Below are 14,636 nucleotides of genomic sequence, written 5' to 3' on the forward strand. Positions count from 1 at the left end.
GACGTATCGCAACGCCGATCCTTCGGGCCGGCGACGGCGCGTGTTCTCGCCGCCCGGACCCCGCGGTTGTCACCTGCCAGTCCCTCGCGTTCAACAGAGCGCAGGGTCCTGCGGGCACACCTGCGGCGTGTCCTGCCCAAGGGCGATGAAACATGCTTCTGCAACCGTTACGGCCCATTTCTTCCGGACTTCCGGCTGCGGCTGATCCGTACCGCTCTCCGAAGCGAGTCATGTCGCCGACCGACCCGACCGGGGATCCTGATGCTCATTCCGGCGGCGGTCCGGCGTTCCATGCCGGTTCCCGAGCTCTCGGAGCCCCCGTGCTGATGCTCCAGTTCGTGCGGGAACCGTTGTCGCTCGCCGTGGCGGCGGCTACCACCGGGCTCGCACGGAAACTCCACCGCACGCCGACGACTGCGGAGATCGCCACCCATCTCGGCGTCGACCCTCACGAACTGGCAACCGCGCTCGGCGCGGCGCAGGCGGCTTTCCTGACGGCGCTCAACGCGCACCACCTGGAGGGCCCCTGGCGGGTCGACCTTCCGGATCCGGGCCCGTTGGGAGTCGGGATCGGGTCGTATCCGGGCCGATTCATCACCCGCCCGACACCTCGGAGCCGGTGGGCCGCGACGATCGCAGGCGGATCCGGGGAACAACGCGATCCCGCCGCCGGGCCGTCCCGAATGGACGTTGTCGAACTCGTGAGGGCCACCGTCGCGCGCCTCGGCAGGGATCTGCACGACGCTACTCAGCCCACGGAGCCGGGTGGTGACGTCCTCTCGAGGGGTGAGGACGTCACCACCCGGCACGCGACACTACCGTCACGAAGGTCGGCGCGGTGACCGGCCTGCTCACCACGGTCGATGCCGGCGTGCAGGTGGAGACGGCACGGCTGGCGGCGGTACACCGCTATGCGATCCTCGACACCCCACCCGAGGGGGCGTTCGACAGGGTGTGCGCGATCGCCGCCCGCGTCATCGGGGTACCCATCGCCACGGTCACGATCGTCGACGAGGACCGCATCTGGTTCAAGGCCGCCGTAGGGCTCCCGGCCGGTACCCACATCGACCGCGACCTCGGCCTGTGTGCCTCGGCGATCCTCACCGACGGACCGTACGTCGTCCGCGACGCCGACCTCGACCCGCGCACCCTGAACCACCCGCTGGTGCGGGGCGGGCTGAAACTGCGCTTCTACGCCGCAGTGCCGCTCGTCACCGCCGACGGGCACCGCCTCGGCACCGTCAACGTCATCGACACCGACCCCCGCAAGATCACCGACCGGGAACTGGCCACCCTGACCGACCTGGCCGCGATCATCATGGACGAGCTCGAACTGCGCCTCGCCGTCCGCGACCAGGCCGCCGTCGAGGCGCGGGCACGCCGACACCTGGAAGCCGAACGGCTCCGGGCCCAGGACATCGCCACCACCCTCGGTCAGAGCCTCGTTCCATCCAAGCTGCCCACCGTGGTGAACCTGCACTCCGAGGCCCACTTCCAACCCTTCTCCGCCGACAACCTGGGCGGGGACTTCTACGACCTGTTCCCGATCGACGACGACGGCCGATGGGGCGTGTTCCTCGGCGACGTGTGCGGCAAGGGAACGCGCGCGGCGGCCGTCACATCGCTGATCCGGTACACACTGCGCGCCGTGTCGATCATCGAACCCGATCCGGCGAGAGTCCTCAGCCACCTGCACAACACCCTGGGGCTGGACCCTGACCTCGATGACCACAGCTACTGCACCGCCGTGTACGCCACACTCCAGCCCCACGGACCGGGCTGGCTCCTGCACGTGGCCGCAGGCGGGCACCCCCAGCCCATACTCATCCGGTCCGACGGCACCGCCGAATCCATCGTGGTCTCCGGGCCCGCGATCGGCCTGCTCCCGACCGTCGAACCCGGCTCGTTCACCACCAGCACCGTGCATCTGGCGCGGGCGGACACGGTCGTGTTCTACACCGACGGCATCACCGACCTCCGCCACCATGACCAGTGGCTCGGCACGGAGAGCCTCCTCGACTGCCTACGCGGCCGCCGTCACACCGCCGGCACCGCCGTCGCCGCCCTGAAGGATGTCGTCCAGGCGATCGGCCCCGCCCGGGACGACATCGCCATCCTGGCCCTGTCCGTACCCGAGCCCGGTGGTGGTCGGTGACGGCGTGGCCGCCGACCTGCCGACGGCCCGGTGCGCGGACACGTCGGGTGGCTGCCCACGGCGTTGCCGACCGCAGCCGCAGGTACACGGCTGCCCTTTCACTCGTTGTGCGCGAGTGTCGCTGGCCCGGCCGGCTGGGTGCCGGCCGGGCCACTTTTCACGACTGGCGTGTACGTCGCAGGTAGAGGGCGATGAGGACGGTCGCACCCACGGTGAGCAGGGCCGTTCCCGTACCCATCAGGATCGGTACCGTCCCGCCGCCGGTGGTCGGCAGCTTCCCGTGTGGGCGGTGGCCGGGCCCGGCACCCGGCGAGGTGTCGTCGGCAGGGCCCGGAACGGGCGTCGCGCTCCTGGTCGGGGTGGCCGACGGTGTCGCGGTGTGCGAGGCGGTGGGTCGTGCCGTCGGGCTCATGGTGGGACCGGGGGTGGGCGTGGAGCTCGGGCTCGTGGTGGGTCCCATGGTCGGACCGGCCGTGGGGGAAGTGGAGGCTGTCGGTGTAGCAGTGGGGCTGGCGGTGGGGCTGCTCGTCGGTGTGAGAGTGGGCGATGGCGTCGGACCCGCGGTGGGCGTCATGGTCGGTCCGGCGGTCGGGGTGACAGTGGGCCCTACGGTCGGGCCCGCAGTGGGTGTCGCGGTCGGTCCGGCCGTCGGTGTTGACGTGGGGCCCGCTGTGGGTGTCACTGTGGGTGTGGCTGTCGGGCCCGTTGTGGGGCTGGGGCTCGGTGTGGGTTGGGCGCACACGGGTGCGGTGATGGTGTTGGTGTCGAGGGTGACTGCTGCGGTCTGGGCCAAGGCGCGGCCCTGCAGGGTGGCGCCGGTCTTCATGGCGATCGAGGCCGAGGCGAGGATGTTGCCGATGAAGGACGTGCCGGTGTCGAGGGTGGCGGAACTGCCGACCTTCCAGTACACGTTGCAGGGCGCGGAGCCGTTGATGAACACGACGCTGCTGTTCGGTGCGGTGATCAGGGTCGAGTCGACCTGGAAGATGAACACGGCCTGCGGGTTGCCTTGGGCGTTGAGGGTCAGCGCCCCGGTGACCTGGGCTTCGGCGATGCGGTAGACGCCGGGGGTGAGGGTGTCGCCGCCGAGCTCGTTGACGTGCCGGATGAACGGGGTACGCCCCGCCGCGTCGTTGTAGGCGGTGGTCAGGTCGTTCTTGGCGACCAGGGCCACGTCGTCGGCCAGGTGCGTCTCCCCGCCGACGACGGGGGAGCCCGTGACCGCGCTGCCGGGATGGATCCCGAGGCTCTGGGCCATGGTCGTCGTGCCGGTGTTGGTGACGGTGGACCCTGCCAGGACGGAGAAGTTCGCGGCGGTCCCGAGGCCCACGGGTGCGTCGGCGGCGCTGGCCCCGTTCGGGTAGGACAGGACCATCGTGGCCGCCACCCCGGCTGCGGCCAGTCCGGCGAGTACCGGCGCGACTGCGCGACGGGCGTGAACGTTGCGGGTCACAGCGCGGCCATCCGTGACGGCATACGACTGAAATGCATGAAAACAGAAGAAAGGCTCATATGGCCAATAAGACTCATTGAACCACAATATGGAGGCTGCCTAACCTCATGATGATTTTTCCCAAAATGCATTCATTCCATTTCGGGATCATCCGGGCCGACGTGCGGCGATCCTCGCGGGCCCGACCGCAGTCCACTTGGTCGGCGGCACGGGTCGTTCGCCGGGCCGCGCCTGACGAAGCGGACTCTTTCGAGGTAGTCGTGGTGTCTGATCCCGCCCCTTCGGGCCCCGACCCCGTCGGTCCCGCAGCCACGACACCTGCGGGACAACCCTCCGCACCGGAATCGACGCCGGCTGTCCCGTCGCGGCGGGCGCTGATCCAGACGCCCAGCCGTGCGGCTCTATGACCGCAGGGACCTGTAGCGGGTGGCAAACCGGCTTTCCGGTGACAATCACCGCGCCGGCCCGGTCGGGGTTCGAGCACTTACTGGGCGGGTAGCTCACGGCGGTCGGGGCCAGGCGTTGAGCCCGGTCCGGCTGCGGCGGCCTGGGCGGTGGCGAGGTCGTTGTGGAGGGCGAAGATCCCGGTGGCGCCGGTGACGGACACCAGCAGCATCGTTCCCGGTCGCAGGCCCGTGAGGTGCAGCAGCTGGCCGTGGTCGGCGAGGCGGCGGGCGGCGCCGACGAACAGGCCCAGTCCCACGGAGTCGCAGAACGTCAGCTCCGACAGATCCAGGACCAGCCGAACCCTGCCCGCGTCGATGAGGTCGGTGAGATGGCGTTGCAGGAGCGGGGCGGTGGCCAGGTCGATCTCCCCAGCCACCGACACCACCGACACCGGCCCGTGCGCTGTGACCGTGACCCGCGCCGGCGACGTCACACGCCCACCGGGGCCCCGGATGCGACAACGCGCACGGCGTTCCCCCGTTCTGCCGGTACGGAAACGAAGCGGTCGCGGTTTCAGGGTGCGCTTCCGTGCTCGGCGTTGATACGCAGGGCCTCGGCGAGCTGGTCCTCGAGGACGATGATCCGACACGCCGCGTCGAGAGCGGTGCCGCTGTCGACGAGTTCGCGGGCACGGGCCGCGAGGCGGAGTTGGTAGCGGGAGTAGCGGCGGTGTCCGCCGCCGGAGCGTTGCGGGGTGATGAGGTTCGCAGTGTCGAGGCTGCGCAGGAACGCCTGCGTCACGCCGAGCATCTCCGCGGCCCGGCCCATCGTGTAGGCGGGGTAGTCGTCGTCGTCGAGCTTGTCATCGGTGCTGGCCCCCTCGGCGGGGGTGTGTGCTGGTTGTCCCACAAATGCCCTTCCAACGCGGCGAGGGGCCCCGGCGCGGTTGCGCCGGGGCCCGGAGTCCGTCCAACACCATCTACCGACAACGAGCACCGGTGTCATCTTGCGTCCCAACCCCGTACCGGCGGCTGGAGCGCGATCGCGTAATCGTGACCGTAGACCACCTTCCTATCCGTGGGACTGCGGTGTCCGTGCGGCGACAGCTCAAGCCGGCACGGGCGATCTGCGATGGCGTCGAAACCCCTTTCCCATTACTACTGGTACTGCGTTTTCCACACGGCCCTACTTCGCTGACCGCCTTGGTCTCGATCGGGACCCTCACGTCGAACTTGGTCCCGAAACGCCTGACCCTCACGAACTGCTACGTGCACTTGCGCGTTCACGGCCCCACACGCTGGCCGCCTTGGCCTCGATCAGAGCCCACACATCGACCTTGGCTCCGACACGCCTGACCTGGATACTTCTGCTTTCTCTACGGGCGGTCTGGAACAACACCGCCCCGGTACCTCACGGCCCTACCTGCTGGCCGCCTTGGTCTCGGCCGGAACCCTCACATCGAACCTGGTCCCGACACGTCCGACCTGTGGATCTCCGCGTGCCTGTCGGGCGGTCCGGAACTTCTCCGCCTCTCACCGGTCAGGACCCTGACATCGAACCCGGCCCTGACACGCGTGCACTACACGCCTGGTCGAACAGTTCCTTGCGCCTCGTGCTGTCTTACGTCGTGCGATACCGCTGTGCCGTACTGCTGATCCGTTCACGGCCCTGGTGGCCGCCGGCAGTGTCACCGCCCGGAGCCCCGTGCACTAACCCGGCCCCAACACGCCTGACCTGCCTATCCACTCGAACGGGCAACTAGTCTCTGTCGCCCCGCATGGACTCTTGCTCGCTTCAACGAGAGCAAAGCTAACACGTACCGGAAGGCATGTCTACCGCAACCCCTACAGATTTTCTTCGGCGTGTTCGTGCGGCCTGTCGCGACAGGCGCGGTGGGAGCGAGCCGGGGAGTGCGAGGGCTTCGCGTTTGCGCGGTCGGAAGCCTGGCGCGTCAGCCAGCCCCGGTCGGGCACCGTGCGCGCTCGGACGTGGTGGTAGCTTCCTGCGGCGGCCAGGGCTGCGCAGGTGCTGAGAGCCCTGCGGCGTCGCTGTCTGCGGTACTTGTCGCCAGAGGCGCCGCGAAGTGGGCGCAGGCATGGTTGCGCGTGATCGACTCAAGTATCTGCCCTCTGGGGCTTCACAAATCTGTAGGCGCTGTTCTAATATTTCTGTCGCCTGATGGCGAGCATCGCCTCGCGCAGGAAGTCCCTGGTCCTCGCCGTCTCCTGGATGGCGGCCGGATGCCTTCGCGCGGGGTGACCTGTTGGTTGTTGGACACGAGTCGTCACGAGGAGAGGATCATGAGCTCGTTGCGGTTTGACCCGTTCCGTGAGCTGGACCGGTTCACGAGTGAGGTGCTGGGCACGGCGCGCACGCCCCGTCCGATGCCCCTGGACGCATTCCGCGAAGGCGAGAACTACGTGCTGCGCTTCGACCTGCCCGGGGTGGACGAGTCCTCCCTGCAGGTGACCGCGGAGAACACCACCCTGACGGTGCGCGCCGAGCGCCGCGCGGAACGCCCCGAGGGCGCCGCGTACCTGGTGGCCGAACGCCCGGTGGGGGTGTTCCAGCGGCAGATCGCCCTGTCCAACGGCCTGGACCTGGCCGCGATCTCCGCCGGCTACACCGACGGTGTCCTGACGGTGACGATCCCGGTGGCCGAGCACGCCAAGCCCCGCCAGATCTCCGTCGAGCGCACCCCCTCCCGGCACGAGGGACACAAGGTGATCAGCGGCGGCACCGCCCACGACCGAAAGGGCCAGCCGGCAGCCGTCGGCGCCTGACCGGCGACGTACGCACGGCCCTCGCCCCCCGAGTCCGGGCCGTCGTGCGCGACGGCGGGGCCCGCCCGACTGCTCCGGGCGGGCCCCGCACCCTCTCGACACTTCGCTCCGCGAGGAGACACCAGGTGAACGATCCGATCCCGAGGGGCGCGTTGGACGACCGCGCGTAACCCGCGTACGCGATGAGCGCCGCCGCCGACCTGGGAGCTTCAGCGTGGCGGTTCAGGCGCAGGAAGAGGTTTCCACGCCCGGTCACGGCAGTCAGGTGGCCTGATGCACGTCCAGGTCCACGGGCCGCAACGCCAAGGCCCCGCCGCACCGGCAGGCGGTCTCCGTACGCAGCCGCATTGTCAGGCTGTCCAGCGCCGGATCATTGCCCGACTCGGCCGCCACGGCGTTGACCGTTGCGCCGTCGAACGCGCTCCTCGCGGATGATCTCGCCCATCTGGGCCAGTTGGGGATCGCCAACGGGGCGATCGGAGAGTGATCTCCCACCGGGGCCACCGCCCAAATGGGCGGTGCCGGGGATCAGTGTGTGGGTCACGTGCCGTGGCTGGGTGGCAATAGCCACCCAAGCACTTAAACACGAATCGCGGCACGAATGCCGCGATCTGGTGTCCGAGGGGGGACTTGAACCCCTACGGCTGGGATCCGCCACATGTGGCGGGTGTTCATGTGGCTTAGAATACGTTACCTGGTAGGGGTTTTCAACGACGCGAACGCTGTCGAGCTAAGTGGCGTCATCCACTGGGAGCCTCGAAAAATTCGTTGTTCTTGGCCGATGCCTACCTTTCTCTGTTCCATCCTGAGTGGTCGAAACCGTAGGGCAAGGGACGTAGGTGCTTGCTGCCTCTCGACGGATGTGGATTCGCGCTCGGTTGCGGGCGTGGCTCTGCGGGCAGGGTTTGCATACGTGGCTGAGTCCCAAAGGCGGACTCTTGACCGATTGAGTCCGTCATCCGCAACCTCTCGCTGCGGAGAAACCTGCACGTTGCCCAGTCCGAGGAGACATCCTGAAATCCTGGGCCGTCCTGGTCGTCGACGACTGGAGCACCGAGTATGGCGAAGTCCCGCTCTTCCTGGCGACCACCGGCGCGCCGCGCACCCTGTCGCTTGGGACACGCGCACCAAGAAAGGACCTCACCGCCACAGAACGGTTCGTCGTCGACCTCGGCGACCGGGCCTTGTCCCATGATGGCGACCCCCAGTTGCGCCGGCACGTCCTCAACGCCCGCAGCCGCACGAACCGCTGGGGTGTCTCGCTCGGCAAAGAGAACCGGTCGAGCGAACGCCGCGTCGACTTGGCCGTCTGCGCAGTCGGATCCTGACTCGCCCGCCGGGAACTGATCGCCTCCGGAACGCTGGACAAGCGCCGCAGCAACCGCACCGGCCAAGTCTGGGCGTTCCAGCGAGGCTACCGGCCACGCCTCAGTTGCCCGTAGCCAAACAGCAGCCCGAGAATGATGATCGGAACGGCGAGCAACTTCTGCGCCCAGGGCGGGGCCGTGAGTGACCACCAACCCACTCCGCAGCACAGTGCCACGACCGATGTGACTACCCCGAGCAGGGCGACGAATCCGAACGCCGTTTTTCCTCGCTCGCTCTTGGGCATCCAGTAGGTCCAAGCCCAGTACCAGGACGACGGCGGGTACGGCTTGTGCGCTTTGCAGCGAGTGCAAACGATGTCGGTCGGGTTGCCCCACCATCGATGCTCGCAGAGATCTTCGTCGGTCATCGCGAGTTCTCGCGGGTGGGATGCACGCCGAAACCATATCGGTTGTTCGCACGCTGAGGCCCTCCCCTGGCCGGGCACTGCCATATCTGCCGACGACATGCGGGGTCCCTGACAGCAAGAGATGACGCCGTGCTTAGAAGCACCGCTGCCGTCGATCTGGTCGTCGAGCTGCTGCCCCGATTTTGGGGCGAGGTTGACCGCCTCGACCGGATCGATCGCTATCCCTGTCGAGGGCGAGCATGCCCCACCGTCATGTCGCCGACCGTGCTGTCGCCGCCCGCACGCGGGTGCAGAGCAACGGGAGGGACTTCTGTACTAGCCCCGAGCCGGCGCCGTTGTCGGCGACGGGTCGGAGCTGGCGGAGGCGACTGCGCTCGATGACTACAGCCGTGCCCTCGGGGCTTAGTCCGCTGAACGTCGAGCCCGTGCGGATCGGCTCGGTTGAGCTGCCCGCGCACTCGCTGGAAAGGACCTCGTTGCCTTGGTACTTGCAGCGCAACGAGACGTGGCTGGTGTGAGCGCGGCCATCGACGTTGGGACAATGACTGATCAGGAACCCTGAAGCTGGCCCCAGATGCCTAGTGCTCCCTGCATGTCACTCAGTTCGTGCGCGCCAAGATCCAATGTGGTGGGTGCGAAATTGGTTCCGATCGCGGACCAAGATGTGCGAACCTGAGCGGGTACAGAGCGTCACCAGTCTCCCCGACAACAACTCAAAGGGTTGGGCATCTCGGCAGCCTGACGCCAGTCTTCGTTGTGTTTGAGTCATGGGTGGTCTTGTCTAGGTATGTAGGAGCTTCGGTGGTAGACGACGCAGGCGGTCTGGACGGCGGAGCGAGCCGTCTCGCCGAGGCTGGGCGCGCGTTCCTGTCGGCGGCGTGGCGTGTTCTGTTGTCTCAGCGGGTTGTTCCACCTCCGAGGTTTCACCCCTACGTTGAGGTCGGCCGAGACTACTTCGGTGCCGATCTTTCGTGGCTGCCGGAGTATCGGGGACTTGAGGAAGTGATCAAGGCTTCCCATCCGAGGTTCGATGATGCAGTGCCCCTGATGAATCGGCGGTTTCCTGCCGGGTACATCTTCAGCTTCCTGGAGACGTTCATCGCGCGTCTGACGATCGATGGCGAGACCTTCTCTTCCGACAGCCGGGTTGTCGATGAGGCGCTGCGTCACCTGGGGGAAGCGATCCATGCGGACTCAGTTGAGGTGGCCTGCAGTCGACTTGTTTCCTACATGACCACCGCCGATGGACAGCCCATTGACTTCACCGACGTTCATGTCGTCCCCGTGATCGCGGAGCCCAGTGAGCACCGGCGTCAGGTGAACAGGATCATCGGGGAGGTGATTCCGGGTGCGGTGAGTGCGTACAGCCGAGCGTACCCGGAGGGGTTTGCTCCGCCGGAGAGTGTGCTCATCGCGAAGGGGCGCGGAGTGGACCCGTTCGGGTTGAGCGAGTCGATCTCGGGGCGGATTGAGCGGTTTCTGCTTCTTGTTCGGCTGCTCCGGTCCGGAACGAGCGAGTCAATGCTGGAGGTTCAGGGCGAGACTCGGCTGGTGCGTCGATTCAATCCGACCTTGGTGCGATTCCGTGGCGAAGGGGCTAGTTCCTTCTCTCCGACTCAGCTCGCTCCGCGGGTAGTCACTCTGTGTACTGGTGACGTCGGTCGCGTCGAAGGCCTGGGGCGACTGCTTGGTGGCGCGCAGCAGGAACGTCCGGGAATGGTTTTCACCTCGTTCGCAATGGCGCAGCAGAAGTTCATTTTGTCATACCACTCTCACGCCTGGTATGAGCAGATTGTCGATCTGGCTACAGCTTTCGAGGCTGCGCTGTCGGGTGCCGGTCGTGACGATGTGACTCTGCGGCTGAAGACGCGCGCGGCAGCTCTTCTTGCTACTGACCGCGACTCCTCTGCCGCGATCTTCAATGACATCGGCCATCTCTATGGCCTGCGATCGACGCTGGTGCACGGTGGTGAGATGACGGCAAAGGCGCTCGGCCGGGCCGTGCGGAAGATTACGACAGTTCCCGACGTCCCGCTCAGTGACCGTGAGCTGGCAGCTCACGCGGTGGAACGTTTGCGTGATCTGGTGCGCCGCAGTCTGCTAGTTCGCATCGGACTTGCTGCCGGCGACGTTCCCCTGTGGTCGCTGGGGGCGGATGGTGAAGTCGATGCGACCCTCGCAGACGATGCCGGTCGTGTGAAGTGGCGCAATGCGTGGCGAGACACCCTTGCTTCTATTGACGCTCATGAGGCAGTCGAGCGCCCAGTGGAGCCGGGCGTGGCGTAGTCGAACTCTGTGAGGATACGGCCACTGTGGTGCGCTGTGCATCGAACGCGACGGTGACCACCGCTGCCTGTCGCCGAGTCGATCTAGGATATTTCAGCCATATCTGGCGGTCGGTGCGGACGGCCTAGCGGCCACGGAGCCTGTGATCGAGACTACCCTCAGGGGATGAATTCGCGAGGTGGCCAAGCCAACGAAGCCGGCAGTGTCTTTCGTGAATCGGTAGCCACTTACCTGGCTGTCCGAGGTCTCCTCGGTCGGGAGGTGCCAGCCTTCGGAGTGGGATGCGATTCCTATCCCGCAGCCTTGGAGTTTGAGACCGATGAGGCTACCGACGACATCACCTGTCGGATGTCTGCGGGTGAGGCGGCATACATATCGGCCAAGTTGGCGGTCGGGAATGATCAACAACTTCGCGACACGGTGAGGGGTTGGGCGCTCCAAGTCGCGCGGTTGAACGATCTAGATCTGCTTGTGCTCGCGTCCAGGGAGTTGAAGGGCGACATCAAGTGGCTTCCGGACGCGCTGGACCGTCGCAGGAGGGGGCTGGGTGGTTCCTCGGCCGGTGAGAGAAGGGCGTTGAAGGCATTCGACGCCCTGCTGGTCGACTTGGATCCGGATGTCCGTGAGCGAGTGCAGGACGCGGCGCGTGTGCTTGTAGTTCCTGCGTCGGCCGCGGGATTGCTTGATCGTGAGCAGTTCATTGGGCAACTCGAGGGGAACCTGGTCTGGTTCGGCTCGGGTGGGTCGGTGCTCGATCTGCTTGCCAAGTCGTTCCACGACCAAGCGGCCACTGCGACCGGGAGCACGTTGCAGGAGTGGGTACGGGCCCTGCGTGCGAAAGGGATTCAGGTTTTCGCCGATCTCAAGGGGCCGATGGGAGCACAGATCGCGGCCCGCCAGCGGGGTCTGGAACAGTACCGCGAGGTTCTGCAGGAGCCTCTGGGATCTTTGGATCTTTCGCTTCTTGCGGCCGATCTACCGGCGCTGACTGTGGTCGACATGCTTGACGGCATTGGCGTACTGGTCAAAGACGATCGATCGTCGTCGGGACAGCCAATCCTTAGCGTTGTTCGGCGGTGGGGGCGTTTGGTTCTCTTCGGGCTTCCGGGTGCCGGGAAGTCGGTGGCGCTGCGCGAGCTCGCAGGAACCTTCGCTGGCGATGAGTTGGCTCCGACCCCGGTTCAGGTTTCACTGCGAACCTTCGCCGACCGGGACCTTGGCAGCCCGCTAGGTCTGCACGACCTGCTGGCCGGAGCCACCGAGCGAGTGTCCTTGGACCAGCGTCCCGCTCTAACTCTGGGGCTCACCGAGCTTGCCGAGGCCGGTGAGGTCGTGTTTCTGTGCGACGGGCTCGATGAGTGCGGTGACCGAGCGGGCTGGGTGAGTGAGCAGCTAAGGCGGGTCCTGTCGGAGCTTCCGGAGGGCGTGGGGCTCGTCTTGGCCACAAGGTCCAGTGCCGCCTTGGCCGCGGCAAAGCTGGGCTTGCCAACCGCGACGCTGAAGACTCCTGGCGACCTACGTTCGACGCTGAAGCTGGTGCTGAAGGCATGTGCCGATCGGCGAGTGCAGTCCGGAGACCGGGCGGCATGGCTCACTGTCCGCGAGAGATGGCTGAGCGATGCCGACAGCGGTCACCGGGCACTGCTGGAGGTGCCGCTCTTGGCCATCCTCCTCGCCCTCGTTGCGGCGGAGGCCAGGGACGATGATCTTCCTCGTGAGCGGGCGATCCTGCTGCATCGGGCAGTGCAAGACTCCGTCCAAACCTGGGAGAGTCAACGAACGTTCGCTGCAGCCCGCTGGCCCAACAAGCGAGCACCCTCTGGAAAAATGCTACTCGACGGGTTCACCGTTATCGGGTCAGAACTTGGCTCCAGAGTCGCCCCATCGAGCATGGAGGCGCTGGCGGCCTTGGTTGAATACTTCTCTGGAGACCGCTGGCGCCAAGCGCCAGCCGAGGCCGAGGAGACGGCCGAGCAGGTACTGGACTTCTGGGACGACCATGTCGGCGTGTTCGTGGTCGGCGTTGATGGAAATCTGAGCAGCCGGAGCCAGATTTTCGTCGAGGTAGCGGAAGCGATGGCAACGTTGAGAATGACGTACCCACAGCTCATCGAATGGGTGCGGGAGCATCTTGCGTTCCTAGAGTCGGAAGGGGCCCTAAGCCTTGCCCTGGGGCTCAACGTGCACGCAGTAGCGGCAATCCTGGAACTCGGCAAGCTTCCCGTGTTCACAAACGCGCCGACAATTCTTGCCGACGTGGTGATCGAGGGAAAGATCATTCTCGACGCCTCGCAATTGGACGAACTGGCCGTCCAGCTCGCCCTTCGTGCGCAAGAAGCGCCCGTTGGCGCAGGGACTCACGCCCGACCTCGGCGCAGGCCCAGTAAGGTCGGCGCATTTTTGGACGCCGCCCTCGGACGGGAAACGGTCCATTCTCCAGCCTGGCCGTTTGTCAGGAGGCTGTCGCAATTGAGCCTTCCTCCAGGGGAGGGAAACGACGCCCGGATTCGCGCACTCACACAAGTGCCCTTGCCTACTGACGTTCTGGCTGTGGCAACGGCGTTAGTCGCAGTTGGACGAGCTCAGAACGAGCAGCGAGCACTGGACGCGGACGAAGTTCGCGCGATCCAGGCTGCGCTGGACCTTCCTCTCCCCGCGGAACCTAGGGGTGTCCGTGAAAATGGACGTCGATTCCGCATGCTTACCGACACGCCCGTTATTTCCGGCCTACCCACGCTAGCAAGACATGCAATTGCCTATCTAGGGCAACTTGAAGAGCGTTCCCCGAAGGCAATTTATGACCTTGGGCGTAAATCCAGCCGTTATGAGTCTGTCCACATCCAGCACGATTTGAAGGTCGCGGGTGTGGACATTTTGCCCTGGAAGCGGGACGAGGGTCTTCACAAGGTGATGGCGGCGCTCAGGGAAGGATTCGACGATACTCGCGAAGAACTGATTCTCTTGGAAGACATTGCGTCGATCAGCAGCGTGGCTGTTGAGCTAGGCAGGGATGATCGGTGGTCTCTCGCCGAAGTCGGAAATCTCGTCGCAGTCACGGGCTACGCCACGATCTCGTATCAGGATTTTCGTGCCGCATTCAGGTACGACACGGAGGAACTGAGGCGGAGATGGCTCAGCGTACTTGCCAAGACCTACAACATCGATCCGGCCGTCGCCGCAGCACAAGCTCGCAGCATCCTAGCCTCACCGAACAATGCGGACCTGTGGCATCTGATAACCATTGACCCCTCAAAGGAAGTCACACTTTGTGAGAACGTCGAGCTACTCGAGGAAGAGCAGGATGCTCTGATCAGTTGCCTGACCGCGCACTCCTGGTGGATCGCGTGGTCAGCCGCCGAGGTCCTCGCCAATAGCCCATTTCCTGCGGCATCCCAGCGCCTGTTGGCCCTTCTGCCCACCGGCCGCCATCGCTCGGACAGGACGATCGCGATGGCTGCGGCTCTCGTTGCCGAAGACGCGGAAGGTGTCACGTCCCTTTTGGTCGCAGCGCCGGAATCCGCAACTCGCGCCGGGGCAGCAGACGCGCTCATCGTAGGCAGTTACTCCACCGGAGTGGAGTTGGAGTTGCTTACCCGCCTTGCCTCCGACGAAGATCTCACGGTGAGAAGAGCCGCTCTCGGAAGGAAAAACAAGGCAGGGATCGTCACCTCAGAGGTATCGGCCAGATTTTGGTCATGTCAGTGGTGTGGCCGCGAAAATGCGCTCACTGAACCTGACTGCGCCGGATGCGAGCTAAGTTCATTCCCTCGTTTCGAGGACGAGTCCGATGTTGACAGCGACTGAAAGCGATGGCGGCTTCCAGTCCGCACATCCGCG

9 protein-coding genes are annotated in these 14,636 nt (G+C 65.8%); 5 read left to right on the plus strand and 4 right to left on the minus strand.

Features of this window, described 5'->3' with window-relative positions; genetic code table 11:
• Positions 1-326 precede the first annotated feature (326 nt).
• Together PT931_RS29765 and PT931_RS29770 are read left to right on the plus strand one after the other, a co-directional pair.
• Complete coding sequence (locus PT931_RS29765; protein WP_456249336.1) at positions 327-842, plus strand: sigma-70 domain-containing protein; 516 nt, start codon at positions 327-329, stop codon at positions 840-842.
• Positions 839-2,155 (plus strand): PP2C family protein-serine/threonine phosphatase, encoded by a 1,317-nt coding sequence (locus PT931_RS29770; RefSeq protein ID WP_456249036.1) that lies wholly within the window; start codon positions 839-841, stop codon positions 2,153-2,155. The genes PT931_RS29765 and PT931_RS29770 overlap by 4 nt, the downstream gene beginning before the upstream one ends.
• A 157-nt stretch (positions 2,156-2,312) precedes the next feature.
• Here the strand turns inward: PT931_RS29770 and PT931_RS29775 are convergent, their stop codons facing one another.
• The 3 genes from PT931_RS29775 to PT931_RS29785 all read right to left on the minus strand — a co-directional run bounded on the left by PT931_RS29775 (position 2,313) and on the right by PT931_RS29785 (position 4,823).
• On the minus strand, positions 2,313-3,608 hold the full coding sequence (locus PT931_RS29775) for an ice-binding family protein (protein WP_456249037.1): 1,296 nt from the start codon (positions 3,606-3,608) through the stop codon (positions 2,313-2,315).
• 484 nt (positions 3,609-4,092) lie between these two features.
• The gene (locus PT931_RS29780) at positions 4,093-4,431 is read right to left on the minus strand and encodes an STAS domain-containing protein (RefSeq protein ID WP_456249038.1); all 339 of its coding nucleotides are present in this window, start codon (positions 4,429-4,431) and stop codon (positions 4,093-4,095) included.
• Positions 4,432-4,568: 137 nt separating this feature from the next.
• Entirely contained in the window at positions 4,569-4,823 is a 255-nt protein-coding gene (locus PT931_RS29785) for a helix-turn-helix domain-containing protein (protein ID WP_456249337.1), read from the minus strand.
• Between the two features lie 1,472 nt (positions 4,824-6,295).
• Between PT931_RS29785 and PT931_RS29790 the strand changes: the two genes are divergently transcribed.
• Positions 6,296-6,778, plus strand: a complete 483-nt coding sequence (locus PT931_RS29790; RefSeq protein ID WP_456249039.1) for an Hsp20/alpha crystallin family protein — start codon at positions 6,296-6,298, stop codon at positions 6,776-6,778.
• A 1,414-nt stretch (positions 6,779-8,192) separates the two neighbouring features.
• On the opposite strand, the gene PT931_RS29795 is transcribed toward PT931_RS29790, so the two are convergent.
• Positions 8,193-8,513 carry a hypothetical protein gene (locus tag PT931_RS29795; RefSeq protein WP_456249040.1) on the minus strand — a complete coding sequence of 107 codons (321 nt, stop codon included), beginning with the start codon at positions 8,511-8,513 and terminating at the stop codon, positions 8,193-8,195.
• 801 nt (positions 8,514-9,314) lie between these two features.
• On the opposite strand from PT931_RS29795, the gene PT931_RS29800 reads away from it, so the two are divergent.
• A complete protein-coding gene (locus tag PT931_RS29800; protein WP_456249041.1) occupies positions 9,315-10,799 on the plus strand; it encodes a hypothetical protein in 1,485 nt (494 codons plus the stop codon).
• 303 nt (positions 10,800-11,102) lie between these two features.
• A complete protein-coding gene (locus PT931_RS29805) occupies positions 11,103-14,603 on the plus strand; it encodes an NACHT domain-containing protein (protein ID WP_456249042.1) in 3,501 nt (1,166 codons plus the stop codon).
• Positions 14,604-14,636: the final 33 nt, after the last annotated feature.

This window comes from Longispora urticae (assembly GCF_053902585.1).